A 26,569-nucleotide genomic window follows, 5' to 3' on the forward strand; every position below is an offset into this window, starting at 1 on the left:
AAGAAAGAGAAGGTACCTCATTACGAGGTACCTCTTCTTATTTTAAAATATTTGCAATATATGTTTGAAGTTCTTCTACTTTCACTTCTTCAGACTCGCCTGTAGCACGTACTTTCACTTCTACAATACCTTCGTCTGCTTTTTTACCAACTGTCACGCGAACTGGAAGGCCAAATAAATCTGCATCCGCAAATTTAACACCTGCACGTTCTGCACGATCATCTAGTAATACTTCGTACCCTTGCTCTTGTAATGAGTTGTAGATGTTTTCACCCATTTCACGTTGCGCATCAGATTTCATATTTACTGGAATTACATGCACATGGAATGGTGCAACAGCTTTTGGCCAAACTAAACCGTTCTCATCATTAAACTGCTCTGCGATTGCTGCCACTGTACGAGATACACCGATACCGTAACAACCCATAATAAGTGGTTGTGTTTTTCCGTTTTCATCTAGGAATGTTGCGTTCATTGCTTCACTATAACGTGTTCCTAATTTGAATACATGACCAACTTCAATTCCGCGTGCGAAAAGAATTGTTCCATTTCCGTCTGGAGATTGGTCTCCTTCTTGAATGAAGCGTAAATCTGTATATTGACTTACTTTAAAGTCGCGTTCTGGATTTACATTTACATAATGGAATCCTTCTTCGTTTGCTCCTGAACATCCGTTAACAATTGATGCTACAGCATGGTCAGCGATAATTTCGATATCACCTGTTACACCAATTGGTCCTAGAGAACCAACTTCACAGTTTAATAATTCTTTCACTTCTTCATGAGAAGCAAGCTCAACAACTGAAGCGCCGTATACGTTTTTCACTTTTACATCGTTTACTTCATGATCACCACGAACAAGTACAACTACTAATTTCTCATCTACTTTAAATACCATAGACTTAATGCACTTGTCAGCTTCAATGTTTAAGAATGCAGATACTTCTTCAATTGCTTTTTGATCTGGTGTTGCTACTTTTTCAAGTGCCTTTTCTGCTTCATCACTCTTCGTATACGTAGCTACCACAGGAGCCATTTCGATGTTTGCTGCATAATTAGATGTATCAGAGTATGCAATTGTATCTTCACCAACTTCAGATAATACCATAAATTCATGCGTATCTTTTCCGCCCATTGCTCCAGAGTCAGCAATAACTGCACGGAAATTCAAGCCACAACGAGAAAAAATGTTAGAGTATGCTTTGTATAAGCGATCGTATACTTCATCTAAGCTCTCTTGTGTAGCATGGAAAGAGTATGCATCTTTCATTAGAAACTCTCTTCCACGTAATAAACCGAAACGAGGTCTTTGTTCATCACGGAATTTTGTTTGAATTTGGTACAATGTTAACGGTAATTTTTTATATGATTTCACTTCATCACGTACAAGATCCGTAATTACTTCTTCATGTGTCGCTCCTAATGCGAATTCACGAGCGTTACGATCTTTCATACGCATTAATTCAGATCCGTAAGAATACCAACGGCCTGATTCTTGCCATAATTCTGCAGCTTGCATCGCTGGCATTAATAATTCTACAGCTCCTGCGCGCTCCATTTCTTCTCGAACGATACGTTCTACTTTGTGTAGTACTTTTAATCCAAATGGTAGAAAACTATAAATACCAGAAGCATTTTGACGCATAAAACCTGCACGAAGTAATAACTGATGACTCTTAATCTCCGCATCAGCTGGAACTTCACGTAATGTAGGACTGAATACCATACTTTGTTTCATTTATTCGCACCTCTTCATTTTACTCTTACACGCAGTAAAACCCCTCACCTCGAGTTAGGTGAGGGATTTTATTCTACGAGCTCTATTTCATTATAAGTTTCACTTTATTTTACAAGAAAAACTTACGAATGTCATTCCAAGTTACAACTAACATAAGTAACATTAATAATGCAAAACCAATAAAGTGAACCATTCCTTCTTTTTGGCGGTCAATTGGTTTCCCTCGTAACGCTTCAATTAAGAAGAAGAACAAACGTCCACCGTCTAAAGCAGGGACTGGTAGTAAATTAAATAAACCAAGGTTAATACTTAAAACTGCTGCTAAACTTAATACACGCGTAAATCCATAATCTACAACTTGATCTGTTAGATTATAAATTCCTACTGGACCTGACAACTCATTAATAGAGAATTGACCAGTTACTAATTTCACAAGTGAATCAAAAATTAGTTTTGTCCATTGGTATGTTTGTTCAAATCCTGATTTAATCGAACCCATTACTGTTTTCTCTACTGGAGAGTAAACACCAATTCTACCTACTTCGTCTTTTCCTTCTTTATCAAGCGTTGGCGTTACTTTTACATTAAACTGTTCACTATCACGCTTTACTTGTAACGTAATTTCTTTATTTGGGTTTTCACGTACAATGGTAACAACATCTTTCCATGTACTTGTGTTTTTCCCATCGATTGCTTGAATTGTATCATTTTCTTTTAATCCAGCTTGCTCGGCTGCACTATTCTCCATTATTTTTCCGACCATTGGCTTGTCAACAGGAACACCTTGTACAAATCCAAGAATCACAAAAATAACAAATGCTAAAATGAAGTTCATTGCAGGACCTGCAAAGATTGTTAAGGCACGTTGACCCAATTTTTTGGAGCCGAATTGCCTATTATACGGAGCAATTTGTATTTCTTCACCAGCAGTAATAATACGAGCCTTTTCATTCACTCGGAATGTTTGAAGCTCTTCCTCGTACTCTTCATAGCCCGAAATCGTTAAATTATGCTCTAAATCAGCTTGTTCGACTTCAATGACACGAACATTTGGATACTTTTCATATCCATCAAAAACTAATTTCGCAACTTCGTCTTTTTCATTTAATACAAGGCCAACCTTTTTTCCAGGCTTTAACTCAACTGTGTCTGCATCTTCGCCAGCCATTCTTACATAGCCGCCAAGGGGCAGTAATCGAATCGTATACACCGTTTCATTCTTTTCAAATGAGAATATTTTCGGACCAAAACCAATCGCAAACTCACGGCATAAAATACCTGCTCTTTTTGCGAAATATAGATGCCCTAGCTCATGGAAAAATACGAGTGCACCGAAAATTAATATAAAGGCAATCGCTGTATTCAATTCCATAACCACCTTTGCTAAATTTGTTCCATCACAAACCGTCTTGTGGCTGCATCAATTTCCAGAATTTCCTCTAAGCTCGGACGTGCAATGACATTGTGATGGTTCATTGCTTTTTCAATGAGGTCTTCCACTGTTAAGAAACCAATTCTCTTTTGCAGAAAAGCTTCAACAGCTACTTCATTCGCTGCGTTCATTACAGCTGGCATACTTCCACCTGCTTTTCCAGCTTCATACGCAAAACGTAGGCAACGGAATCGTTCTTGGTTCATTTTCTCAAAATGTAACGTCCCTATTTCCCATAAGTTTAACTGTTTTGTGTCTGTTAGAGGCAATCGATCAGGATATGTAAGCGCGTATTGAATTGGTACTCGCATATCAGGTGAGCCAAGCTGTGCCATTACACTACGATCTTCAAATTCAACCATAGAATGGATAATACTTTCTTTATGTAAAACAACATCGATTTGCTCATAAGGGATACCAAAAAGCCAATGTGCTTCAATTACTTCTAGCCCCTTATTCATCATTGTAGCAGAATCAATTGTAATTTTCGAACCCATTGACCAGTTTGGATGTCGAAGCGCATCTTCTACGGTCACATGATGCAATTCATCTCTCGTTTTATCACGGAAACTTCCACCGGAAGCCGTTATAATTAGTCGAGAAATTCTTTTTTCATTTTCACCATTCAAACATTGAAAAATAGCTGAATGTTCACTATCTACCGGAAGTAACGAAACATTATGTTTTCGTGCTGCTTCCATTACAAGATGCCCTGCAGTTACTAACGTTTCTTTATTTGCAATTCCAATTGTTTTTTTCGCCTCAATTGCACGAAGTGTTGGTAACAACCCTACGCTACCTACAACAGCATTTACTACAATCTCCGCATCTGGATGTAATGCTACTTCTAAAAGCCCTTCACTACCATACACAACTTTTGTATTACCAGAGACAGCTTGTAATTTTAAAACATCTTCCTCTCTTTGCACAGAGACGATTTGCGGAGAAAATTCTTGAATTACATTTACTGCGTAGTCAATATTTTTCCCTACAGAAAAAGCAACGAGACGGAATTGGTCTGGGTGCGAGCGTAATACATCTAAAGTTTGTGTACCAATTGATCCGCTTGCACCTAATAAACTAATGTTTTTCATGACTCCAACCCCTCGTTCATTTATTAATTGTATTGTAATAAGAAGTAGAGAATTGGTAAAACAAATAACCAACTATCTGTTCGATCTAATATACCACCATGTCCAGGTAAAATTGTACCTGAATCCTTTACGCCATAATGACGTTTAAATGCAGACTGTACTAAGTCACCAATTTGTCCAAAAATAGAAATGATAATTGTTAACACAATTAAAATCCCTACATTAGCCTCAACAGGGAAGAACATATTGTAAACGAGTGCCACAACAATTCCACAAACGATGCCACCTAATGAACCTTCAATCGTTTTATTCGGACTAATTTCTGGCCACAATTTCCTCTTTCCTAATGCCTTTCCTACGAAATATGCGCCTGAATCAGTAGCCCATATAACAAATAATGCACAAAACACATATTTAATTCCTAATATTCTCGTTTCATTCAAATATAGGAATCCCATTCCAACATATGTTGTTGCCATTAGTAAAAATGAAGCATTGTCAAAAGTAAATGTATTCTTAGAAAGGACTGTATATGATAAAAGTAATAAAACAATCACAAATGTGATTTCTAATTTACCTAATCCAATCTGAGTAAACAGTTCTGATGCACTACTTGGAATTAAAATAATCCATAATAATACTGCAGCTAAAACTGTTGGTATTGAAATAAGCGTAAGCTTATTCATACGAATTAATTCATATAAACCTATAGAAGCAAGTGCATACACTAAAACCGTAAAAGGCACGCCACCGTAAATTACGATGGGAATGAATAGCGCGGCAGCAACCACTCCAGTAATAATTCTCTGTTTCACTACCAAACCCTCTCTTTCTACACGCCTCCGAATCTGCGCCCTCTATGCTGAAAGTCTGTAATCGCATTTAGCAAATGTTCCTCGGTAAAATCTGGCCAATACACATCTGTAAACCAAAATTCCGAATATGCAATTTGCCATAACATGAAATTACTAATACGTAGCTCTCCGCTCGTACGGATTAACAACTCTGGGTCAGGTAAAGAACTCGTCATTAAATAAGAAGAAAGCATTTCTTCACTTACATCTTCAACACGAATTTTTCCTTCCTCACTATCTTTCACCATATGTTGCACAGCAGAAACGATTTCATCTCGACTTCCATAGTTTAACGCGAAATTAAGAATTAATCCCGTATTCTCTTTCGTATCTTCCATGGCCTTTTCCATCGCTCTGCGTGTATGCGTAGGAAGACGATCTTGTTGTCCTATTACTCGGACTTGTACGTTCTCTTCAATCAATTCTGGTAAAAATGTACCTAGAAATTCTTCTGGAAGCCTCATTAAATAGTCAACTTCCTTTTTCGGTCTTTTCCAGTTCTCAGTTGAAAAAGCATAAAGAGTTAATACTTTTACATTAAGTTTGCTTGCAAATTTTGTAATTTTCTTTACAACTTGCATGCCTTCATGATGTCCCGCAATACGAGGCATCGCTCTCCTCTTTGCCCATCTTCCATTACCATCCATAATGATGGCAATATGTTCTGGGATGTATCCTTTTTTCACTTTTTCAACGAGATGATCAAACGATGCGACCTTTTTATTTTTAAAAAAAGGAAAGTTTTTAAACATCATTCATACCCTCCAGCAAGCAGACGTATGCCTAAAAGTGTAAAAAGACCCCCTTAAGAAGAGGGTCATATTTGCGAAGGTATCGCTATTACACTTCCATGATTTCTTTTTCTTTGTTTTTTGCGATTTCGTCAACTTTTGCAATATATTTATCTGTTTCTTTTTGGATATCTTCAGTATATCCTCTTAAATCATCTTCTGTAATATCGCCAGCTTTTTCAAGCTTCTTAAGATCATCGTTACTGTCACGACGTACATTACGAACAGCAACTTTTGCTTCTTCAGCATATTTTTTCACAACTTTTACAAGATCACGACGACGCTCTTCTGTTAATGCAGGGAATGCAATACGAATTACAGTTCCATCATTAGAAGGATTTAAGCCTAAATCTGCTTTTAAGATTGCTTTTTCAATATCACCGATAGAAGTTTTATCATAAGGTTGAATTACAAGTAAACGTGCTTCTGGAACTGTAATGTTCGCTAATTGCACAACAGGTGTTGGTGCACCATAGTAATCAACTTGTACCTTATCTAATACAGACGAGCTTGCACGACCTGCGCGAACTGTTGCCAATTCACGAGAGTAAGCAGCAACTGCTTTTTCCATTTTTTCATTTGAAGACTTCAATACTTGTTGTCCCATATTTATTTCCCCCTTACAACTGTTCCGATATTTTCGCCTAAAACGGCACGTTTAATGTTACCTTTTTCCATAACCGAGAATACAATTAATGGAATATCATTGTCCATACATAAAGAAGAAGCTGTTGAATCCATTACACCTAAACCTTCTTTTAATACATCTAAGTAAGTAAGTGTTTCGTATTTCGTAGCTGTTGGGTCAAGAGATGGATCTGCATTATATACGCCATCTACATTGTTTTTCGCCATTAAGATAACGTCTGCTTCGATTTCCGCTGCACGTAGTGCTGCCGTTGTATCTGTAGAGAAATATGGGTTACCTGTACCTGCTGCAAAGATCACAACACGTTTTTTCTCTAGATGACGAATTGCTTTACGACGAATGTAAGGCTCTGCTACTTGACGCATTTCGATTGAAGTTTGAACACGAGTTTGAATTCCAATGTTCTCTAGGCTATCTTGAAGAGCTAATGAGTTCATAACTGTTGCTAACATACCCATGTAATCTGCTCCAGCACGATCCATTCCCATTTCACTTCCGATTTTTCCACGCCAAATGTTTCCGCCACCAACAACAACAGCAACCTCTACATCAAGTTCTGCAATTTCTTTCACTTGTTCCGCAACTGATTTAATAACAGATGGGTTAATTCCAAATCCTTGTTCGCCAGCTAACGCTTCTCCGCTTAGCTTTAATACGACACGATTATATTTCGGTTTACTCATAATGAACCTCCAATTGCTTACATCTTTATTTTAAAAAAGGGAACACAATGTGTTCCCTAATCTTTATTAGTTGCTACCTTTTACTTGGTTCATTACTTCTTCAGCAAAGTTATCTTCGCGTTTTTCGATACCTTCACCAACAGCGTAGCGAACGAATCCTTTTAATGTTCCGCCTTTAGACTCAACGAACTGACGAACTTTCATATCAGGGTTTTTAACGAATGCTTGGTCAAGTAAGCAAATTTCTTCGAAGAATTTGCCTAGACGGCCTTCAACCATTTTTGCAACGATTTTTTCAGGCTTACCTTCGTTTAAAGCTTGTTGTGTTAATACTTGACGCTCATGCTCAACTTCTTCAGCTGTTACAGCATCGCGGTCGATGTATTTAGGGTTAACTGCTGCGATGTGCATTGCTACATCTTTAGCAGCTGCTTCATCAGTAGAACCTTCAAGAACTGTTAGAACACCAATGCGTCCACCCATGTGTAGGTAAGCACCGAATGCATCTGCATCAGTTTTTGTTACGATTTCGAAACGACGAAGTGTAAGTTTTTCACCAATTTTAGCGATTGCTTCGTTGATGTGCTCTTCTACTGTTTTGCCGCCTTCGATTGTTTGAGCCATAGCTTCTTCAACGTTAGCTGGTTTGTTAGCTAATAAGTGAGCAGCTAATTCTTTAATTAATGCTTGGAAACCTTCGTTTTTCGCAACGAAATCAGTTTCAGAGTTTAATTCTAAGATTAAACCTTCGTTACCGTTTGTTTCGATGAAAGTTAAACCTTCAGCAGCGATGCGGTCTGCTTTTTTAGCAGCTTTCGCAATACCTTTTTCACGTAAGAAGTCAATTGCTTTCTCCATGTCGCCATTAGTCTCAGTTAAAGCTTTTTTGCAGTCCATCATACCTGCGCCTGTTTTTTCACGAAGTTCTTTTACCATTTGTGCAGTGATTGCCATATTTTTCATCCTCCTAAAATATGTATTTATACCTTTTGTAAAGGTGTTTATACCTTAAAAAAGGTGATAAAAGGCCGAACCCCTTATCACCTTTCCAAATTTGTTACGCAGTAACAGTTTCTTCACCTTGTTTTGCTTCAAGGATCGCGTCTGCCATTTTAGATGTAAGAAGTTTTACAGCACGAATTGCATCATCGTTTGCTGGGATAACGTGATCGATTTCGTCTGGATCACAGTTTGTATCAACGATACCGATGATTGGAATGTGTAATTTGCGTGCTTCAGCAACTGCAATACGCTCTTTACGAGGGTCTACTACGAATAATGCACTTGGAAGACCTTTCATATCTTTAATACCGCCTAAGAATTTCTCAAGACGCTCTAACTCTTTTTTAAGTTGAACAACTTCTTTCTTAGGAAGTACTTCGAAAGTACCATCTTCTTGCATTTTTTCGATGTCTTTAAGACGCTTGATACGCTTTTGGATTGTTTGGAAGTTTGTTAAAGTTCCACCTAACCAACGTTGGTTAACGAAGTACATACCAGCACGAGTTGCTTCTTCTTTAATAGCTTCTTGTGCTTGTTTTTTAGTACCTACGAATAAGATGTCTCCGCCTTCAGCAGCGATGTCACGCATCGTTCTGTAAGCTTCCTCAACTTTTTTCACAGTTTTTTGTAAGTCGATGATGTAGATACCGTTACGCTCTGTGAAAATGTAACGCTTCATTTTTGGGTTCCAACGACGAGTTTGATGTCCGAAATGAACACCAGCTTCAAGCAATTGCTTCATAGAAATTACTGACATAATATAGTTCCTCCTAAATGGTTTTTGATATCCTCCGTTTACTTCATCTCTAAGCGAAACTACAAACGTAGCACCAACACTTAAATCAGTAAACGTGTGTACTTTGTACTGACACCACTGCTTACTATATCATACTGAAATATTACAATCAAGTCGAAAATGCGAACAATGTAAAACTTTCTTTGTTCACACTCGAATTCTAGTATTACCAACCTGTATTTCCTTTAAGCAAAAAAATAAAATTCAATTCATAGCTTTTCCGTAAAATACGATTATGACGCTATTTACAAACAACATCAATCTTTTATACACAAAAAAACTCTCCTCAAAAAATGAGGAGAGTTTTATAAATTAGTTTGTTTTTAATTTAGCAAGTTCCTGTAGAAACTTGTCGTTTAGCACTTTAATGTATGTTCCTTTCATACCTAAAGAGCGAGACTCAATAACACCAGCACTCTCTAATTTACGAAGTGCATTTACGATTACAGAACGAGTAATTCCTACGCGATCAGCAATTTTACTTGCAACAAGTAAACCTTCTGTTCCATTTAATTCTTCGAAGATATGCTCGATTGCTTCTAACTCACTGTAAGATAATGAGCTAATCGCCATTTGAACAACAGCTTTACTACGTGCTTCCTCTTCGATTTCTTCTGCTTTTTCACGTAAGATTTCCATACCTACTACAGTTGAACTGTATTCAGCAAGGATTAAATCATCGTCTAAGAACTCTTGACCAAGACGAGCTAACACTAATGTGCCTAGACGCTCACCGCCACCAACGATTGGTACGATTGTAGTTAAACCTTGACCGAATAATTCTCTATTTTCTACTGGGAATGCTGTGTAAGCACTGTTTACATCTAAGTTTGAAGATGTTTCTGTAATGTTGAATAAGCTTTGCGTGTATTCTTCCGGGAATTGACGCTCTGCAAGCATTTGTTTCATACGCTCATTCTCAATTTGTTGGTGAATTGCATAACCTAGTAATTTACCACGACGGCTTACTACGAATACGTTCGCTTCGATTACTTCACACATTGTGTCAGACATTTCTCTAAAGTTTACAGGCTTTCCTGCTGCGCTCTGTAATAACGCATTTAATTTTCTTGTTTTTGCTAATAATTCCATTTCAAAAGTTCCTCCTACATGTTACTTACATATTTTTTCATCACTTGGAAACTAGGGCGAGTCACCTGATGACACTATTACAAAATAAACTGGCTCACATCTTTATTTTTAGCAATCGTTGCTAATTTCTCCTCAACGTATTGAGGTGTTATCGTTATTTTCTCTAACGTAATTTCAGATGCTTCAAACGATAAATCTTCAAGGAGTTTCTCCATAATCGTATGAAGTCTTCTTGCTCCAATATTATCTGTATCCTGATTAACTTGATAAGCAATCTCAGCAATCTTACGAATAGCTTCGTCTGAAAATTCAATTTCTATACCTTCAGTCGCTAATAAAGCCATATATTGTTTAATTAACGCATTGTCAGGCTCGATTAATATTTTAACAAAATCATCTGTCGATAATTTTGTTAATTCTACTCGAATCGGAAATCTCCCTTGCAGTTCCGGAATTAAATCCGACGGTTTAGACATATGAAACGCTCCAGCTGCAACGAATAAAATATAATCCGTTTTTACTGATCCGTATTTTGTCGCAACATTCGATCCTTCTACAATTGGTAAAATGTCACGTTGCACACCTTCACGTGATACATCTACGCTATTCGACTGCTTACCAGCAATTTTGTCAATTTCATCGATAAAAATAATCCCGAGCTGTTCAGCACGATAAACAGCCTCTTGTGTAACTTCATCCATATCAATTAAGCGCTGTGCTTCCTCATTTGTCAAGAGTTTTCTTGCTTCTTTCACAGAAAGTTTACGTTTTTTTGTTTTTTTCGGCATAAAACTTCCTAATGCATCTTGGAAATTCATCCCCATTTGTTCCATGCCAGTTCCTTGTAACATATCGAACATGGAAGACTGTTGCTCAGTCACTTCAATCGATACAATTTCATCTTCAAGAAGTCCTGCAGCAAGCTTTCTTTCCACATCTTGACGTTTCTTTTCGATTTCAACATCTTCCTGTGCATCAGATGTTTGATTCGAATTTTGAGCACCGCCAAATAGCATTTCTAATGGGTTTTTAAATCCAGATTGTTTCTCCGGACTCGGCACTAAAATTTCAACAAGACGTTGATTCGCTTGTTCTTCTGCTTTGTCTTGTACTTTAATTACCATTTCTTCTTTCACGATACGAACTGACGTTTCCACAAGGTCACGTACCATTGATTCTACATCTCTACCTACATATCCAACTTCTGTAAATTTGGTAGCTTCAACCTTAATAAAAGGTGCTCCAACGAGTTTCGCCATTCGTCGTGCTACCTCTGTTTTACCAACACCTGTCGGTCCAATCATTAAAATATTTTTAGGCGCAATTTCATCACGTAGATTTTCAGCTAATTTACTTCGACGATATCGATTTCTTAAAGCTACAGCAACCGCTTTCTTCGCATCTTTTTGACCGATAATGTATTGATCTAATTTTTCCACAATTTGACGCGGAGTAAAATGTAAATGCATATAAAATGCCTCCCTTACGATTCTACAATTCTTCCACAATTATATTGTGGTTTGTATAAACACAAATATCGCCAGCAATGTCTAAACTCGCTTTCGCAATTTGCTTCGCTGTTAAATGTTCACTTGCATATTGCTTTAAAGCACGACCTGCAGAAAGCGCATAATTCCCACCAGATCCAATCGCTAAAATACCATCATCCGGTTCAATCACTTCTCCTGTACCTGAAACAAGAAGCATAGTTGTTTTATCCATGACAATGAGCATCGCTTCTAGCTGACGTAACATTTTGTCGCCACGCCATTGTTTTGCCATCTCAACTGCAGCACGCTGCAAGTTCCCATTGTACTCTTCTAATTTCCCTTCAAACATTTCAAAAAGAGTAAATGCGTCAGCAACGGAACCTGCAAAGCCAGCTAAAACTTTCCCTTGGAAAAGTTTACGGACTTTACGAGCTGTATGTTTCATTACAACTGCATTTCCCATTGTCACCTGACCATCTCCAGCCATTGCACATTCTCCATTATGATGAACTGCAAATATCGTTGTAGCGTGGAAATTTCCCATAGAAAAAACTCCTTTATATGTTTTTATAGCTTTAAAAGCAATTTATGCCCGCGGGTGATGCTTCATGTAGACCGAACGCAATCTTTCTTTAGAGACATGCGTATAAATTTGTGTCGTCGACAAATTCTCATGACCTAGTAGCTCCTGTACAGTACGTAAATCTGCCCCTTCATCTAACATGTGTGTAGCAAATGTATGCCTTAACATATGGGGACTTATCCGCATTGTCAGTGAAGCCTTCTTAATGAGTTCGTTTAATACATAGCGTACCCCTCGACTTGTTAGCGGCGTGCCTTTCGCATTTAAAAATACCATATGAGAGTGTTCTTCAGTTTTGTGAGCTAACTGTTTTCTCCCGTTCTCTATATAAGTAATTAAAGCATCTTGCGCATAGCTTCCGAACGGAATATACCTTTGTTTTTTCCCTTTTCCCATTACTAAAATTGTTCCCACCGCGAAGTCAATATCGGTAAGTTGTAAATTGACACATTCGCTCACACGGATTCCAGTCGCATACATCAACTCTAATAAAGCTTGATTCCTTTGACCTAGCGGCGTTTCCGTATCAGCAACTTCAAATAATTCCTCTAATTCTTCAGCATATAAAAACTTTGGGATTGACAATTCTTTTTTGGGGAGTGACGCAAGTGCAAACGGATTATCTTTCCGATAACCTTCACGCATCAAAAAACGATATAAACTTCGTAAGCTTGATACTTTTCTTGCGACAGATTTACGGGCTAACTTTTCATCGTGCAACGTCGTTAAGTACAAACGAACATCCGCGTATGTAACATCTAAAAAAGAGGATATGCCTTCTCGCTCCATAAATTGCACAAAATGTTCTAAATCATTTTGATAACTTGCAATTGTATATTTTGAATAATTTCTTTCAATTTGTAAATATCCAACGAATAATTGTAACAATTTCTTCACATTCACACAATTCACCTCAATAAAGGCTACTAAATCGTATCACAACTTAGTAGCCTTTGCAAGAAATTTAACTAAATATTTACAAAATTTTGAATTGTTTCTAAAGCGCGTGTTGCATATGCTTCATTTCGTTCTGCTTTCCTCTTAATTTTCTTCTCCAACGGTGCAAACAAACCGAAGTTTGCATTCATTGGCTGGAAGTTTTTCGCGTTTGTCGCAGTAATATAATTCGCCATACTTCCCATTGCAGTTACAGGCGGTAATACAACCGGTTCTTCACCTTTCACAAGTCGAGCAGCGTTAATACCCGCTAGTAATCCTGACGCCGCTGATTCAACATATCCCTCTACTCCAGTCATTTGACCTGCGAAGAATAAATCATCACGTTGTTTATATTGGTATGTTGGACGAAGCAAGTTAGGTGAATTAATAAACGTATTACGATGCATTACACCATAACGTACAATCTCTGCGTTTTCCAGTCCTGGAATCAACTGTAACACTTCTTTTTGTGGTCCCCACTTTAAATGCGTTTGGAAACCTACGATGTTGTATAACGTTCCCGCTGCATCATCTTGACGTAACTGAACAACAGCATATGGCGTTTTCCCTGTTTTCGGATCTTCTAATCCAACAGGTTTCATCGGTCCAAATACTAACGTCTGTCTTCCTCTACTTGCCATAACTTCTACTGGCATACAACCTTCAAAGAAAATTTCTTTTTCAAATTCTTTTAAAGGTACTGTTTCAGCAGCAATTAAAGCCTCGTAAAAACGGTCAAATTCCTCTTCCGTCATTGGGCAGTTTAAATATGCAGCTTCACCTTTATCGTAACGAGACTTTAAATATACTTTATTCATATCAATGCTATCTTTCTCAACAATCGGTGCTGCAGCATCATAGAAATAAAAATAATCTTCACCTGTTAATTCTTTTAATTGTGCAGCAAGATCAGGAGACGTAAGTGGACCTGTCGCGATAACAGTAGGACCTTCTGGAATTTCAGTAATTTCCTCATTCATCACAGTTACGTTCGGATGGTTTTTCACATACTCCGTTACCTTTGCCGCAAATTCATGACGATCTACAGCTAAAGCCCCTCCTGCTGGTACAGAGCACTCATCAGCTGCACGAATAATAACAGAGTCCATTAGACGCATTTCTTCTTTAATAACACCAACAGCGTTTGTTAATGTGTTTGCGCGAAGCGAGTTACTGCATACTAACTCTGCAAATTTATCTGTGTGATGAGCTGGCGTTTGCCTTACTGGTCTCATTTCATATAATTTTACTTGGACACCACGTTTTGCAATTTGGTAAGCTGCTTCACTTCCTGCAAGACCTGCGCCAATGACGTTTACTACTTGTGTTGTCATATTTATCACCTTTCCTTTTCTTCCCGAAAAAAATGTGAGCAGTTACGCTCACATTTGTTGTTCTTCTTCATAATCACACGAAATACATTGTACTTGCACGCCTTTTTTCAACTTCTTCTCTACAAGCATACCTTCGCACTTCGGACATTTACGACCAATTGGTTTATCCCAAGATACAAAGTCACACTCTGGATACGTACCGCATCCATAGAAAAGACGTTTCTTTTTATTACTACGGCGTTCAATAATTTGACCTTTATCACACTTCGGACAAGTAACACCGATTTCTTTCACAATCGGTTTTGTATTACGACAATCTGGGAAATTCGAACAAGCCATAAATTTCCCGTATTTACCCATTTTAAAGACCATTGGGTGATCACACAGTTCACAATCTTCCCCAGCTGGTTCATCTTTAATTTCCACTTCACGCATTTCTTTTTCCGCTTTTTCTAAACGCGGTTCAAAACCTACGTAGAAATCATCAACAATTTTTACCCAATTCGCATTTCCTTCTTCTACTTCATCAAGACTTTGCTCCATGTTAGCAGTAAATTCAATGTTAATAATTTCTGGGAAAAACTCTAAAATAAGTTCAATTACTATTTCACCAAGTTCAGTTGGAACGAAGCGTTTATTATCCAAACCTACGTATCCACGTTTTTGAATCGTTTCAAGTGTCGGCACGTAAGTCGACGGTCTTCCAATTCCAAGCTCTTCAAGTGTTCTTACTAGACGAGCCTCTGTATAGCGCGGCGGAGGTTGTGTAAAATGTTGCTTCGGTTCTAAATCCTTAGAAAATACCGTTTCCCCTACTTCTAAAGGTGGCAACATTTTATCCTTTTCTTCAGCCCCGTCATCTTTCGACTCTACATACACTTTCATAAATCCTGGAAACTTTACAACCGATCCACTTGCACGGAACTGAACATTGTTATTAATGAGTCTAGCTGTCACAGTATCCATTATAGCAGACGCCATTTGACTTGCAACAAATCGCTCCCAAATCAGTTTATACAACCGAAGTTGATCACGACTTAAGAAACTCTTTAGTTCCTCTGGCCTTCTCATTACCGAAGTAGGACGAATTGCCTCATGCGCATCTTGCGCGTTCGACTTTTTCGTTTCTTTCTTCTTTTCTGTCCCTATGTATTCCGCACCAAACGCCTCAGTAATGTAAGTACGCGCCTCTGTTTGAGCTGTTTCTGAGATACGTGTTGAGTCAGTTCTCATATACGTAATAAGACCTACAGTCCCTTGCTTTCCAAGATCTATACCTTCATACAATTGCTGCGCGAGCATCATTGTTTTCTTTGCTCGCATGTTTAACTTACGAGCTGCCTCTTGTTGCAAGGAAGATGTTGTAAACGGTAATGCAGGATTACGTTTTCGCTCTTTTCGCGTTACATTTTCAACTGAAAACGCATTATCTTTCATCTGTTCAATTATTTCATTCACTTGCGTTTCATTCGTTAATTGAACTTTTTCACCATCTACACCGTAAAAACTTGCTTCAAATGTGTCTTTCCCTTTCACAAATTCTGTCTTAATTGTCCAGAATTCTTCAGGCTCAAAGATTTGAATTTCTTTTTCACGTTCGATAATTAAACGAACTGCTACAGATTGTACGCGTCCTGCACTTAATCCTTTTTTTACTTTCTTCCATAATAAAGGACTAATATTGTAACCAACAAGACGATCTAGTATACGCCTTGCTTGTTGTGCATCTACTAAATCCATATTAATCGCACGAGGATGTTTAAATGATTCTTTTATTGCATCTTTTGTAATCTCATTAAACACAACTCGGCAATCTGATTCAACGTCCACATTTAACGTATTGGCTAAATGCCAAGCAATTGCTTCCCCTTCGCGGTCTGGATCGGCCGCGAGATAGACTTTCTTTGCTTTTTTTGCCGCTGATTTTAAATCTTTTAAGACGGGACCTTTACCACGAATGGTAATATACTTCGGGGTGAAGTTGTTCTTTACTTCTATCCCCATTTGGCTTTTAGGTAAATCGCGAACGTGTCCCATAGACGCGACAACTTTGTATTTTTTCCCTAAATATTTCTCAATGGTCTTCGCCTTAGAAGGCGACTCCACGATTACGAGGTAATCTGACATGCTAGTGCCTCCTTAAGAGGTGGATTCAAGTCTTCATCAATCTTATTGATTTCTCTTGTTTTTGTCAATCAAGAATGAATATACCATACAGTGCCTATCTACCATTTGTCAATAATTGTTTAATAAAAACATAAAAATATAAGGTTAATTTAAAACCTCTTCCAAGATATCTTCTGCATTTCTTACTAGTTTCGCTCCTTGTTGAATCAGATGATTCGTTCCTGATGCACTATCTATAAATATAGGTCCAGGAAGTGCAAATACCTCTCTATTTTGCTCTAAAGCAAGGTCCGCAGTAATAAGTGTTCCACTTCTTGATTTCGCTTCTACAACTAAAACACCCTTACTTATACCACTAATAATCCGGTTCCTTTTTGGAAAATACCATTTTTTCGGTGCATAGTGCGGCGGATACTCCGTTAATAACAATATATATTCATTCCACGTTTCATATAAATGTCTATTCTCTTTTGGATACATATACGATAATCCATGTCCTAGTATTGCAATAGTCGGGCAATGCCGTCTTACTGTAATTTCATGAGACATTGTATCTATCCCTCTTGCAAACCCACTGACAATAAGCCATTCCCTTTCTAATAATGGGTGTAAAATAAATTTTAAACTCTCATGTCCATATAAAGTCGGTTCTCTCGTTCCAATAACCGCTAATTTATTCGCTTTATTGAGAAAATCCTTCTCTCCTTTTCCATATAACACAAAGGGGGGATCTTGTATTTCACGTAATAATTGTGGATAATCTTCATCCCATATAGTCATATAAAAGATTCGATTTTTCTCTAAATAAGATATATATTGCGGGAGATTTGAACTTTGAAGAAAATTTACTAATTCTGAAGATTTTTTCGAGGATATTCCAGTGTAGTATTCCATTTGTTTTGTATTAAACGTGTATATTCCCTTCAATTCAGGATCGACATATAGTAGTCTTTCCATCGCCTTCCAATGATCCGCTAAAAAATAATGAAGATGTAACAATCGTTCTCTTTTCATCTTAATTCTCCTTACCCATAATTTTTATTATGTAAACAAGAATTACGTAAAAAGACACCTTCAAGCAAGAAGGTGTCTTTCAACAGATTAGTAGTTTTTACAAGTCTCAAATAGACCTTTTTCTTTTAAGACAGAGATTAGCGTTTCGCCCATAACCGCTGGAGTTTCCGCTACTTTAATACCACAAGCTTCCATCGTTTTAATCTTTTCTGCAGCAGTTCCTTTACCACCAGAAATGATTGCACCAGCATGGCCCATACGTTTGCCAGCAGGCGCTGTTTGGCCACCAATGAAGCCTACAACAGGTTTTGTCATATTAGCTTTCACCCATTCAGCTGCCTCTTCTTCTGCTGTACCACCGATTTCACCAATCATAATTACAGCATGCGTTTCTTCATCTTCATTAAATGCTTTTAACGCATCAATAAAGTCCGTACCGTTAACTGGGTCTCCACCGATACCTACAGCAGTAGATTGGCCAATACCTTCTTGTGTTAACTGATGTACAGCCTCATACGTTAATGTACCAGAGCGAGATACGATACCTACATGGCCTTTTTTATGAATATACCCTGGCATAATACCAATTTTACATTCATCAGGCGTAATAACACCAGGACAGTTTGGTCCAAGTAAACGTGTATGTTTACCCGCCATATATCTCTTTACGTTTACCATATCTAATACAGGAATTCCTTCAGTAATACATACTACTAAATCGATTTCTGCATCAACTGCTTCCATAATTGCATCAGCCGCAAAAGCGGGTGGAACGTATACAACTGAAGCGTTTGCGCCTGTTGCTTTCACTGCATCTTCTACAGTATCAAATACTGGTACACCTTCAATATCAGTGCCACCTTTACCTGGCGTTACACCACCGACAATTTTCGTACCGTATTCAATCATTTGTTTTGTGTGGAATAAACCTTGAGAACCTGTAATACCTTGAACAATAACTTTTGTATCTTTATTAACTAATACGCTCATTTTTCTCCCCCGCTTTCTATTAGCCCACTAGTGAAACAATTTTTTGTGCACCGTCTGCCATAGATTCTGCTGCAACAATATTTAAGCCAGACTCATTTAAAATTTTCTTACCTAACTCGACGTTTGTACCTTCAAGACGTACAACTAAAGGCAATTCAAGACCCACTTGTTTCGTCGCTTCAATAACACCTTCTGCGATAACATCACACTTCATAATGCCACCAAAAATGTTAACGAAGATACCCTTTACATTTTTGTCAGAAAGGATAATTTTGAATGCTTCTGTAACTTTTTCAGCTGTTGCACCGCCACCAACATCTAAGAAGTTAGCTGGATCGCCATGGTAATGTTTAATGATATCCATTGTAGCCATCGCTAAACCTGCACCATTAACCATACAACCGATATTTCCATCTAAAGGAATGTAGTTTAAGTCATATTTAGAAGCTTCAATTTCTTTTGAATCTTCTTCATCAAGATCACGAAGTTCTAAAATGTCTTTATTGCGATATAAAGCATTAGAATCAAAGTTTAATTTCGCATCTAATGCCATAACTTTACCGTCACCTGTTGTAACAAGTGGATTGATCTCCGCGATAGAGCAATCTTTTTCGATAAACGCACGGTATAAGCCCATCATAAACTTCACAGTTTGTCCTACAAGCTCTTTTGGAATATTAATGTTAAATGCGATTCGGCGCGCTTGGAAGCCTTGTAAGCCTACTGCTGGATCAATATATTCTTTAAAGATCTTTTCAGGTGTTTGCTCTGCTACTTCTTCAATCTCTGTTCCACCTTCTTCAGATGCCATTAAAACAACTTGAGAAGTTGCACGATCTAAAACTAGACCAACATAGTATTCTTTTTTAATATCGCAACCTTCTTCGATAAGTAAGCGTTTTACTTCCTTACCTTCAGGACCTGTTTGATGTGTCACAAGTGTAGTTCCTAAAATGCTCTCTGCATATGTACGAACTTCATCTAAATTTTTTGCAACTTTTACTCCGCCAGCTTTGCCGCGTCCACCAGCGTGAATTTGTGCTTTTACTACACATACATCCGTTCCTAATTCTTTCGCTGCTTCTACAGCTTCTTCTACTGTAAATGCAACCTTCCCGTTCGGAACGCTAACCCCATAGCTTCTAAGGACTGCCTTACCTTGGTACTCATGGATATTCATGGTCCCATCCTCCCCTGTTTTCCTGTTTTACTCGAAAAGTTTTTTAATGTTTAAAAAACATTACATTGCCATTGTATAAGATGATTGGCACGCTGTCTACAATAAAGTGTCAGAAAACTGAAATCGCTTTATTCTTTTTTGGAAATAATAATGTTCATATACCAAAATAAAAAAATAAGCTGCATATTCGCAGCTTATTTTTGAATCATATCTTTAATTGGTGCAAACGATTTCCGATGTTCTTCTAATACTCCATGCGCTTCAATCGCTTCTAAATGTTGTTTTGTTCCATATCCCATATGTTGTTCAAATCCATATGCAGGATACTTTTCTCCAAGCTCTTTCATCATACGATCTCTCGTTACTTTCGCAATAATGGATGCAGCTGAAATAGAAATACTTTTCGCATCACCTTTAATAATGGATGTTTGCGGAATTGGTGTAGGAAGTTTCATCGCATCAATTAATAAATATTCTGGTGCACAAGATAAATTCGCAACAGCATCTAACATCGCTTGTTTCGTCGCTTGATAAATATTTATCTCATCAATAATTTGCGGTGATACAATTCCAACTCCAATTGCAATTGCTTGTGCTTTAATTTCATCATAAAAACGCTCTCGCTTCGCCTCACTCAGCTTTTTCGAGTCATTTAACCCTGGAATATAAAAATCTTCCGGAAGGACAACAGCTGCAGTCACGACAGGCCCAGCTAGCGGCCCACGCCCTACTTCATCTATACCCGCGATAAGTGTGAGCCCTTTTTCACGTAATGCAATCTCGTACTTGGACATTTCGAAAAACTTTTCTTTTTCTTTCTGCGCTAACTCTTTTTGTTTATGCCACTTCAAAATGAGCTTTTGTATTCCTTTTCGCTCGTCTTTCATTAATATTTGGAAGCGGTCATCTTCTTCACTCATTATTTCATGCAGTAAACGTTCCGCTTCTTGAATAGTCACTTTTTGCATTCATGCCACTCCCTTTATATACAAAAAAGAAAAGACGTACAAACGCACGTCTTATACTTCTTCTACTTTTTCTGCATCTTCTGTCTGCTCCGCAAACTCTTCTGGTGTTTCAAACGTCATTTTCCCAAGTTTTCCACCACGAAGCTCACGAAGTATAAGCTCAGATGTTTTATCATAATCAATCATTCCGCCGCCCATTAAACAGCCTCTATTTTTTCCAATTGCATCGAATAACTCCACAATATCTTCTGGAATTTCATTTAAATTATATCGATCTTTCAAACGTTCTGGATAATGTTTTTCCATAAAACGTAAAGCGTAAACAGCAACATCTTGTAAATTTAAAATTGAATCTTTAATTGCGCCCGTTGTCGCTAAACGAAGACCCACTAATTGATCTTCAAATTTAGGCCATAAAATACCGGGTGTATCTAACAGTTCCATTTCCTTCCCAACTTTAATCCATTGTTGAGCTGTTGTCACACCAGGACGATCTCCTGTTTTAGCAATATTTTTCTTCGCCAACTTATTAATTAACGTAGATTTACCAACATTCGGTATACCTACAATTAATGCACGAATTGCTCTCGGTCTAATACCTTTTGCAACCATTTTATCAAATTTTTCTTTCACCAACACTTTACAAGCCGCAGCAATTTCCTTCATACCTTGTCCAGCTTGTGCGTTAATTGAAATTGCCATCTGGCCTTTTTCTTTAAAATATGCGATCCACTGCTTTGTTAAACGATCATCTGCCATATCCGCTTTATTTAAAACAACAAGCCTCGGCTTATGTGTAATAATCTCATCGATCATTGGATTTCGAGAAGATAAAGGTAATCGAGCATCTACAAGCTCAATTACAACATCAATTAACTTTAATTTCTCTGTTACTTGGCGTCTAGCCTTTGCCATATGTCCCGGGAACCATTGAATTACCATGTTGCCACCTTCTTTTTCTTTTATTTCACAATACGAGCATCTTTTAACGGCCAATATAGTATATTTGCTTTTCCAATCACTTGGTCCATTGCAATTGTACCAATCGAACGGCTATCTTTACTAAAGCGACGATTATCGCCTAAAACAAATAATTGACCTTCTGGAACAGTTTTCTTCCCTGTCATTTCTTCAAGAGTAAAATCATATGTAAGCGGTCCGTCAGCAATTTGTTTTTTCTGCTTGTCTAAATACGGCTCCTCATAAGCCTTTCCGTTAACATATAGTTTATCATTACGATACTCTATTTCATCACCTGGCAGGCCGATAATGCGCTTAATATAATCTTTATCCTCCGTCGCTCGGAATACGATAATATCAAATCGCTTCGGATCTCCTATGTGATAACCAATTTTATTGACAATCATTCGATCGCGATCATGTAAAGTAGACGCCATCGATACTCCATCTACGAGAATTGGCGCAAAGAAAAACTGTCTAATAACACCCGCTAATACAACAGCAATCAAAATTGCTTTGATCCATTCCCAAAGTGAACTCTTTTCTTTCTTCATGCATTTCCCCTCCACGATTATGTAAGCTGCTCGTATTATATCAAAATTTTATATAGATTGGAAAAAGGGAGCTTGTGTATTTACAAGCTCCCATACATGTCTTATCGAATTTCTTTAATACGTGCTTTTTTACCGCGAAGGTTACGTAAGTAGTATAACTTAGCACGACGTACTTTACCACGGCGAAGTACTTCAAGTTTCGCGATTCTTGGCGTGTGAACTGGGAATGTACGCTCAACACCTACACCGTAAGAAATCTTACGAACTGTGAATGTTTCACTGATTCCGCCACCACGACGTTTAATTACAACACCTTCGAAAAGCTGAATTCTTTCACGAGTTCCCTCAACTACTTTTACGTGTACACGTAAAGTGTCTCCAGGACGGAATGAAGGAAGGTCAGTTTTTAATTGGCCTTGAGTAATTTCTGCGATTAATTGTTGCATATTAAATTCTCTCCTTTAAACAGATGCTCTTATAAAGTCTTAATAAATTACAGCGGAACATCGTTAATACGGCCACTGATTTCAGTAGCACAAGTGTTATAATAGCATATTGCTAGGACTGTTGCAATAGCAAATATATCAAGCCCTTACTTGTCTTCTTTAATCTGTTCTAGCCATTTCGCTTCTTGCTTAGATAATTCTCGTTCTTCCAGTAAATCCGGTCTACGCGTGTACGTACGACGTAGTGATTCTTTGTGTCGCCATTCATCAATATTTTTATGATTTCCTGACATTAGTACATTCGGTACCTTCATACCACGAAAATCAGCTGGACGTGTATAATGAGGATGTTCTAATAAACCTGTACTAAACGAATCCTCGACTTGTGAAGCATGATTTCCTAGCACTCCCGGTAGGAGACGCACGACACTATCAGTAATAACCATAGAGGCTAACTCTCCGCCGGTTAATACGTAGTCACCGATAGAAATCTCATCTGTCACGAGATGCTCACGAATTCGTTCATCGTACCCTTCATAATGACCACACACAAAAATAACATGCTCTTCTTCAGCAAGTTCTTCTGCCTTCTTCTGCGTAAAACGCTCTCCTTGTGGACACATTAGGACAACTCTCGGTTTACGGTCTGTTTCCTTCGTTAACTCTTCCACTGCGTCAAAGATAGGCTGGGGGGTTAATACCATCCCAGCGCCACCGCCATACGGATAATCATCTACGCTATTATGCTTACTCGTTGTATAATCGCGGAAATTGACAACACGAAGCTCTACCGCTTCTTTTTCTTGTGCTTTCTTTAAAATTGAAGATCCAAACACACCCGTAAACATATCTGGAAACAATGTTAAAATGTCAATTTTCATTATAATAACCCTTCCATTACATGAATGGTTACTAATTTATTCTCAATATTAACTTGAAGTACAACATCATCAATATAAGGAATTAATAGATCTTGACCTTTTGGACGTTTAATTACCCAAACATCATTTGCACCAGGAGATAAAATTTCTTTTATTGTTCCTAACGCTTCTCCTTCTTCCGTTACAACACTGCAACCAATAATTTCATGGTAGTAGTATTCGCCTTCAGCTAGTTCGCCTAACTGCTCTTCTGGTACTTTTATTAAAGAACCTTTAAACTTCTCTGCTTCTTCTACATTGTTGTATCCTTCAAATGTTAATAGATCAAATGTCTTATGTTGACGATGAGAAGTTACTTTTACCGGAAGGTAGTCTGTACTTTTCTCATTACTTATGTATAACGTGTTTCCTACTTTATATCGCTCTTCTGGAAAATCAGTACGAGAAATAACACGAATTTCTCCTCTTACGCCATGAGTATTTACAATTTTCCCTACGTTAAACCATTTTGTCATAAATAGTATGTCACCCCTGGTTTCTATATAAATTAAGCATCTCCATTTCACATATGGAACATGCAACTTCTCTTTAAATGTTAAAAAAGGGAGAGGAAATAACTCCTCGCCCTTTTTACGTTTATTGAATTTCCAGTGTTACTTTTTCATCATTATGATGTCCCACTGAATACAAGAGCATTCGAATTGCTTTCGCAACTTTCCCTTGCTTTCCAATGACTTTTCCAACATCCTCAGGATGTACAGTTAATCGATACTTTATCTCTCCGTTGTAAAGTTCCTGTGTAACTTTTACATCTTCAGGATGATCGACAAGAGGCTTGACAATCGTCTCGACTAACTTCTTCATAGTCATTGCCTCAATTACTTACCTTGTTTAGATAAGTGGAATTTCTCCATGATACCTTGGTTAGAGAATAAGTTACGAACTGTATCAGATGGTTTAGCACCATTTCCTAACCATTTTAATGCTGCTTCTTCGTTGATCTTAACTTCAGCTGGTTGAGCAACCGGATTGTAAGTACCGATTTCCTCAATGAAACGTCCGTCACGAGGAGAACGAGAATCTGCAACAACTACACGATAGAAAGGAGTTTTTTTAGCTCCCATACGTTTTAAACGAATTTTAACTGCCATTTATAAAGCACCTCCGAATTTATTTCACACAGATAATTATATTAGCAAAAAGACTATTGCTTTGTAAAGTATTTTTTCTTAACAGAGCCATCTTTTTTCCTTACATGAATGGAAACTTCAATCCACCTAGTCCTTTTTTCTTACCTTTTTGCATTCCCGTCATCGTTTTCATCATCTTTTTCATATCATCAAATTGCTTGATTAAACGATTGATCTCTTGTACCGTTGTACCGCTACCTTTGGCAATGCGCTTTTTGCGACTAGCATTGATTATTTCCGGTTGTTCTCGCTCTAATTTAGTCATAGAACGAATAATTGCCTCAATATGCCCAATTTGTTTTTCATCAACTTGCGCATTTTTCAGCCCTTTAATTTTATTTGCACCAGGAAGCATTCCTAACAATTCATCAAGCGGTCCAAGTTGACGCACTTGTCCAAGTTGTTCTAGGAAATCGTCAAGCGTAAACGAAAGCGTACGCATTTTTTGCTCAAGTTCTTTTGCTTTCTCTTCATCAACTGTAGCTTGCGCTTTTTCAATTAATGTTAAGACGTCTCCCATCCCTAAAATTCGGGATGCCATACGCTCTGGATGGAACGCTTCAATCGCATCTAGTTTTTCACCCATACCAGCAAATTTAATCGGTGTATTTGTTACCGCCTTAATAGATAATGCCGCACCACCGCGCGTATCACCATCTAATTTCGTTAATACAACACCTGTTAAACCTAACTGTTCATGGAAACTTTGTGCAACATTTACCGCATCTTGTCCCGTCATCGCATCGACAACAAGGAAAATTTCATCCGGTTTCGCAACTTCTTTCACTTTCGCTAATTCATCCATTAGTTCTTCATCAATATGCAGGCGACCTGCTGTATCAATTAAAACATAATCGTGATGATCTTCTTTTGCTTTTGCAATCGCTTGTTTCGCAATTTCAACAGGACTTACTTGATCTCCTAAAGAGAATACAGGCATGTCCAATTGCTTCCCTAATGTTTCAAGCTGTTTAATCGCTGCTGGACGGTAAATATCCGCTGCAACAAGCATCGGTTTACGATTATGCTTTTTACGAAGCAAATTCGCAAGCTTACCTGTCGTCGTTGTTTTACCCGCACCTTGCAGACCAACCATCATTATAACAGTCGGTGGCTTATTAGCAACAGCAATTTTGCTTTGCTCTCCGCCCATAAGTTCTGTAAGTTCTTCCTGTACGACTTTAATTACTTGTTGTCCAGGCGTCAAACTTGTCATTACATCTTGTCCGACAGCACGTTCAGACACACGCTTTACAAAATCTTTTACTACTTTAAAGTTAACGTCCGCTTCTAAAAGAGCTAGACGAACTTCTCTCATCATTTCTTTCACATCGGCTTCAGAAACTTTTCCTTTGCCGCGGATTTTTTGCATTGTCTGTTGAAGTCGGTCGGCTAATCCTTCAAATGCCATATTGCCGCCCTCCTAATCTAATTTTTCGATAGCTTCAACAACTTGTTTCATTTCTTCATTCACATGCTCTTCTTCGCTGATTAGCTGTTTTAGCTTTGCAACAAGTCGCTGTCGCTCTTGAAACTTTTGAAGTAATACTAATTTATCTTCATATTCTTCAAGCATCGCTTCAGTCCGTTTAATGTTATCATACACGGCTTGGCGACTTACATCAAATTCTTCCGCAATTTCACCAAGAGATAAATCATCTAGATAATAAAGCGACATATAACTTCTTTGTTTTTGCGTTAACAACGATTGATAAAAATCAAATAAATAGTTCATTCTCGTTGTTTTCTCGAGCATGTTGGATCATCCTTTGTTAAGTGATT

At 37.9% G+C, this 26,569-nt stretch carries 28 protein-coding genes; all 28 read right to left on the bottom strand.

The annotated features are described in order from the left end of the window. Nucleotides 1-37: 37 nt before the first annotated feature. The gene (locus J0835_RS18660; RefSeq protein WP_087981657.1) at nucleotides 38-1,738 is read right to left on the bottom strand and encodes a proline--tRNA ligase; all 1,701 of its coding nucleotides are present in this window, start codon (nucleotides 1,736-1,738) and stop codon (nucleotides 38-40) included. A 109-nt stretch (nucleotides 1,739-1,847) separates the two neighbouring features. After that, complete coding sequence (gene rseP / locus J0835_RS18665) at nucleotides 1,848-3,104, bottom strand: RIP metalloprotease RseP (RefSeq protein ID WP_001090237.1); 1,257 nt, start codon at nucleotides 3,102-3,104, stop codon at nucleotides 1,848-1,850. A 17-nt stretch (nucleotides 3,105-3,121) separates the two neighbouring features. Beyond that, nucleotides 3,122-4,264, bottom strand: a complete 1,143-nt coding sequence (gene dxr, locus J0835_RS18670; protein ID WP_064475014.1) for a 1-deoxy-D-xylulose-5-phosphate reductoisomerase — start codon at nucleotides 4,262-4,264, stop codon at nucleotides 3,122-3,124. 23 nt (nucleotides 4,265-4,287) lie between these two features. Further along, nucleotides 4,288-5,079: a phosphatidate cytidylyltransferase gene (gene cdsA / locus J0835_RS18675; protein ID WP_076539685.1), complete on the bottom strand. Its 792-nt coding sequence runs from the start codon at nucleotides 5,077-5,079 to the stop codon at nucleotides 4,288-4,290. A gap of 17 nt (nucleotides 5,080-5,096) precedes the next feature. After that, on the bottom strand, nucleotides 5,097-5,873 hold the full coding sequence (uppS, locus tag J0835_RS18680) for an isoprenyl transferase (protein ID WP_087981658.1): 777 nt from the start codon (nucleotides 5,871-5,873) through the stop codon (nucleotides 5,097-5,099). 85 nt (nucleotides 5,874-5,958) lie between these two features. After that, nucleotides 5,959-6,516 (bottom strand): ribosome recycling factor, encoded by a 558-nt coding sequence (gene frr / locus J0835_RS18685; RefSeq protein ID WP_000531506.1) that lies wholly within the window; start codon nucleotides 6,514-6,516, stop codon nucleotides 5,959-5,961. A 2-nt stretch (nucleotides 6,517-6,518) separates the two neighbouring features. Beyond that, nucleotides 6,519-7,241 carry a UMP kinase gene (gene pyrH / locus J0835_RS18690; protein WP_000042666.1) on the bottom strand — a complete coding sequence of 241 codons (723 nt, stop codon included), beginning with the start codon at nucleotides 7,239-7,241 and terminating at the stop codon, nucleotides 6,519-6,521. Nucleotides 7,242-7,307: 66 nt separating this feature from the next. Next, nucleotides 7,308-8,195, bottom strand: a complete 888-nt coding sequence (gene tsf / locus J0835_RS18695) for a translation elongation factor Ts (protein ID WP_064475011.1) — start codon at nucleotides 8,193-8,195, stop codon at nucleotides 7,308-7,310. A gap of 103 nt (nucleotides 8,196-8,298) precedes the next feature. Next, the gene (rpsB, locus tag J0835_RS18700; protein ID WP_000111484.1) at nucleotides 8,299-9,000 is read right to left on the bottom strand and encodes a 30S ribosomal protein S2; all 702 of its coding nucleotides are present in this window, start codon (nucleotides 8,998-9,000) and stop codon (nucleotides 8,299-8,301) included. A 351-nt stretch (nucleotides 9,001-9,351) separates the two neighbouring features. Further along, nucleotides 9,352-10,131, bottom strand: a complete 780-nt coding sequence (gene codY, locus J0835_RS18705) for a GTP-sensing pleiotropic transcriptional regulator CodY (protein WP_000421290.1) — start codon at nucleotides 10,129-10,131, stop codon at nucleotides 9,352-9,354. 77 nt (nucleotides 10,132-10,208) lie between these two features. Next, nucleotides 10,209-11,600 (bottom strand): ATP-dependent protease ATPase subunit HslU, encoded by a 1,392-nt coding sequence (gene hslU, locus J0835_RS18710; RefSeq protein ID WP_000550070.1) that lies wholly within the window; start codon nucleotides 11,598-11,600, stop codon nucleotides 10,209-10,211. Nucleotides 11,601-11,622: 22 nt separating this feature from the next. Beyond that, nucleotides 11,623-12,165, bottom strand: a complete 543-nt coding sequence (gene hslV / locus J0835_RS18715; protein WP_000526271.1) for an ATP-dependent protease proteolytic subunit HslV — start codon at nucleotides 12,163-12,165, stop codon at nucleotides 11,623-11,625. A 42-nt stretch (nucleotides 12,166-12,207) separates the two neighbouring features. After that, the gene (xerC, locus tag J0835_RS18720) at nucleotides 12,208-13,107 is read right to left on the bottom strand and encodes a tyrosine recombinase XerC (RefSeq protein WP_001101235.1); all 900 of its coding nucleotides are present in this window, start codon (nucleotides 13,105-13,107) and stop codon (nucleotides 12,208-12,210) included. Between the two features lie 65 nt (nucleotides 13,108-13,172). Then, nucleotides 13,173-14,477 carry an FADH(2)-oxidizing methylenetetrahydrofolate--tRNA-(uracil(54)-C(5))-methyltransferase TrmFO gene (trmFO, locus tag J0835_RS18725; RefSeq protein ID WP_000211996.1) on the bottom strand — a complete coding sequence of 435 codons (1,305 nt, stop codon included), beginning with the start codon at nucleotides 14,475-14,477 and terminating at the stop codon, nucleotides 13,173-13,175. 48 nt (nucleotides 14,478-14,525) lie between these two features. Next, a complete protein-coding gene (gene topA, locus J0835_RS18730; protein WP_001286953.1) occupies nucleotides 14,526-16,604 on the bottom strand; it encodes a type I DNA topoisomerase in 2,079 nt (692 codons plus the stop codon). A 144-nt stretch (nucleotides 16,605-16,748) separates the two neighbouring features. Continuing rightward, nucleotides 16,749-17,618: a DNA-processing protein DprA gene (gene dprA, locus J0835_RS18735; RefSeq protein ID WP_048563176.1), complete on the bottom strand. Its 870-nt coding sequence runs from the start codon at nucleotides 17,616-17,618 to the stop codon at nucleotides 16,749-16,751. 87 nt (nucleotides 17,619-17,705) lie between these two features. Further along, nucleotides 17,706-18,608, bottom strand: a complete 903-nt coding sequence (sucD, locus tag J0835_RS18740) for a succinate--CoA ligase subunit alpha (protein WP_000115178.1) — start codon at nucleotides 18,606-18,608, stop codon at nucleotides 17,706-17,708. 19 nt (nucleotides 18,609-18,627) lie between these two features. Beyond that, nucleotides 18,628-19,788 carry an ADP-forming succinate--CoA ligase subunit beta gene (gene sucC / locus J0835_RS18745; protein WP_076539696.1) on the bottom strand — a complete coding sequence of 387 codons (1,161 nt, stop codon included), beginning with the start codon at nucleotides 19,786-19,788 and terminating at the stop codon, nucleotides 18,628-18,630. Between the two features lie 194 nt (nucleotides 19,789-19,982). Next, nucleotides 19,983-20,756, bottom strand: coding sequence for a ribonuclease HII (locus tag J0835_RS18750; protein ID WP_087981659.1), 774 nt, complete (start codon nucleotides 20,754-20,756; stop codon nucleotides 19,983-19,985). A gap of 51 nt (nucleotides 20,757-20,807) precedes the next feature. Beyond that, nucleotides 20,808-21,698 carry a ribosome biogenesis GTPase YlqF gene (ylqF, locus tag J0835_RS18755; RefSeq protein WP_000236708.1) on the bottom strand — a complete coding sequence of 297 codons (891 nt, stop codon included), beginning with the start codon at nucleotides 21,696-21,698 and terminating at the stop codon, nucleotides 20,808-20,810. 20 nt (nucleotides 21,699-21,718) lie between these two features. Next, on the bottom strand, nucleotides 21,719-22,270 hold the full coding sequence (lepB, locus tag J0835_RS18760) for a signal peptidase I (RefSeq protein WP_087981660.1): 552 nt from the start codon (nucleotides 22,268-22,270) through the stop codon (nucleotides 21,719-21,721). 101 nt (nucleotides 22,271-22,371) lie between these two features. Beyond that, complete coding sequence (gene rplS / locus J0835_RS18765; protein ID WP_001186518.1) at nucleotides 22,372-22,716, bottom strand: 50S ribosomal protein L19; 345 nt, start codon at nucleotides 22,714-22,716, stop codon at nucleotides 22,372-22,374. Nucleotides 22,717-22,862: 146 nt separating this feature from the next. Continuing rightward, nucleotides 22,863-23,597: a tRNA (guanosine(37)-N1)-methyltransferase TrmD gene (trmD, locus tag J0835_RS18770; protein WP_064475006.1), complete on the bottom strand. Its 735-nt coding sequence runs from the start codon at nucleotides 23,595-23,597 to the stop codon at nucleotides 22,863-22,865. Further along, a complete protein-coding gene (rimM, locus tag J0835_RS18775; RefSeq protein ID WP_087981661.1) occupies nucleotides 23,597-24,112 on the bottom strand; it encodes a ribosome maturation factor RimM in 516 nt (171 codons plus the stop codon). Before rimM ends, trmD begins: the two co-directional genes overlap by 1 nt. Nucleotides 24,113-24,233: 121 nt before the next feature. After that, entirely contained in the window at nucleotides 24,234-24,461 is a 228-nt protein-coding gene (locus J0835_RS18780; RefSeq protein WP_000737397.1) for a KH domain-containing protein, read from the bottom strand. A gap of 14 nt (nucleotides 24,462-24,475) precedes the next feature. Next, on the bottom strand, nucleotides 24,476-24,748 hold the full coding sequence (rpsP, locus tag J0835_RS18785; RefSeq protein WP_000268750.1) for a 30S ribosomal protein S16: 273 nt from the start codon (nucleotides 24,746-24,748) through the stop codon (nucleotides 24,476-24,478). Nucleotides 24,749-24,848: 100 nt separating this feature from the next. Next, a complete protein-coding gene (ffh, locus tag J0835_RS18790) occupies nucleotides 24,849-26,198 on the bottom strand; it encodes a signal recognition particle protein (protein ID WP_076539707.1) in 1,350 nt (449 codons plus the stop codon). 12 nt (nucleotides 26,199-26,210) lie between these two features. Continuing rightward, nucleotides 26,211-26,543: a putative DNA-binding protein gene (locus tag J0835_RS18795; RefSeq protein ID WP_000891061.1), complete on the bottom strand. Its 333-nt coding sequence runs from the start codon at nucleotides 26,541-26,543 to the stop codon at nucleotides 26,211-26,213. Nucleotides 26,544-26,569 lie beyond the last annotated feature (26 nt).

This window comes from Bacillus cereus group sp. Sample62, assembly GCF_036851315.1.
Lineage (GTDB): Bacteria > Bacillota > Bacilli > Bacillales > Bacillaceae_G > Bacillus_A > Bacillus_A wiedmannii.

What these genes read in the sequence shown, in the direction of transcription:
- sucC (WP_076539696.1), bottom strand. Translation starts at nt 19,788, where the DNA reads ATGAATATCCATGAGTACCAAGGTAAGGCAGTCCTTAGAAGCTATGGG.
- pyrH (WP_000042666.1), bottom strand. Translation starts at nt 7,241, where the DNA reads ATGAGTAAACCGAAATATAATCGTGTCGTATTAAAGCTAAGCGGAGAA.
- tsf (WP_064475011.1), bottom strand. Translation starts at nt 8,195, where the DNA reads ATGGCAATCACTGCACAAATGGTAAAAGAACTTCGTGAAAAAACAGGC.
- dxr (WP_064475014.1), bottom strand. Translation starts at nt 4,264, where the DNA reads ATGAAAAACATTAGTTTATTAGGTGCAAGCGGATCAATTGGTACACAA.
- frr (WP_000531506.1), bottom strand. Translation starts at nt 6,516, where the DNA reads ATGGGACAACAAGTATTGAAGTCTTCAAATGAAAAAATGGAAAAAGCA.
- rpsP (WP_000268750.1), bottom strand. Translation starts at nt 24,748, where the DNA reads ATGGCAGTTAAAATTCGTTTAAAACGTATGGGAGCTAAAAAAACTCCT.
- uppS (WP_087981658.1), bottom strand. Translation starts at nt 5,873, where the DNA reads ATGATGTTTAAAAACTTTCCTTTTTTTAAAAATAAAAAGGTCGCATCG.
- lepB (WP_087981660.1), bottom strand. Translation starts at nt 22,270, where the DNA reads ATGAAGAAAGAAAAGAGTTCACTTTGGGAATGGATCAAAGCAATTTTG.
- rplS (WP_001186518.1), bottom strand. Translation starts at nt 22,716, where the DNA reads ATGCAACAATTAATCGCAGAAATTACTCAAGGCCAATTAAAAACTGAC.
- J0835_RS18750 (WP_087981659.1), bottom strand. Translation starts at nt 20,756, where the DNA reads ATGCAAAAAGTGACTATTCAAGAAGCGGAACGTTTACTGCATGAAATA.
- dprA (WP_048563176.1), bottom strand. Translation starts at nt 17,618, where the DNA reads ATGAAAAGAGAACGATTGTTACATCTTCATTATTTTTTAGCGGATCAT.
- ylqF (WP_000236708.1), bottom strand. Translation starts at nt 21,698, where the DNA reads ATGGTAATTCAATGGTTCCCGGGACATATGGCAAAGGCTAGACGCCAA.
- trmD (WP_064475006.1), bottom strand. Translation starts at nt 23,597, where the DNA reads ATGAAAATTGACATTTTAACATTGTTTCCAGATATGTTTACGGGTGTG.
- rimM (WP_087981661.1), bottom strand. Translation starts at nt 24,112, where the DNA reads ATGACAAAATGGTTTAACGTAGGGAAAATTGTAAATACTCATGGCGTA.
- hslU (WP_000550070.1), bottom strand. Translation starts at nt 11,600, where the DNA reads ATGCATTTACATTTTACTCCGCGTCAAATTGTGGAAAAATTAGATCAA.
- J0835_RS18780 (WP_000737397.1), bottom strand. Translation starts at nt 24,461, where the DNA reads ATGAAGAAGTTAGTCGAGACGATTGTCAAGCCTCTTGTCGATCATCCT.
- codY (WP_000421290.1), bottom strand. Translation starts at nt 10,131, where the DNA reads ATGGAATTATTAGCAAAAACAAGAAAATTAAATGCGTTATTACAGAGC.
- J0835_RS18795 (WP_000891061.1), bottom strand. Translation starts at nt 26,543, where the DNA reads ATGCTCGAGAAAACAACGAGAATGAACTATTTATTTGATTTTTATCAA.
- J0835_RS18660 (WP_087981657.1), bottom strand. Translation starts at nt 1,738, where the DNA reads ATGAAACAAAGTATGGTATTCAGTCCTACATTACGTGAAGTTCCAGCT.
- topA (WP_001286953.1), bottom strand. Translation starts at nt 16,604, where the DNA reads ATGTCAGATTACCTCGTAATCGTGGAGTCGCCTTCTAAGGCGAAGACC.
- trmFO (WP_000211996.1), bottom strand. Translation starts at nt 14,477, where the DNA reads ATGACAACACAAGTAGTAAACGTCATTGGCGCAGGTCTTGCAGGAAGT.
- ffh (WP_076539707.1), bottom strand. Translation starts at nt 26,198, where the DNA reads ATGGCATTTGAAGGATTAGCCGACCGACTTCAACAGACAATGCAAAAA.
- hslV (WP_000526271.1), bottom strand. Translation starts at nt 12,165, where the DNA reads ATGGGAAATTTCCACGCTACAACGATATTTGCAGTTCATCATAATGGA.
- sucD (WP_000115178.1), bottom strand. Translation starts at nt 18,608, where the DNA reads ATGAGCGTATTAGTTAATAAAGATACAAAAGTTATTGTTCAAGGTATT.
- rpsB (WP_000111484.1), bottom strand. Translation starts at nt 9,000, where the DNA reads ATGTCAGTAATTTCTATGAAGCAATTGCTTGAAGCTGGTGTTCATTTC.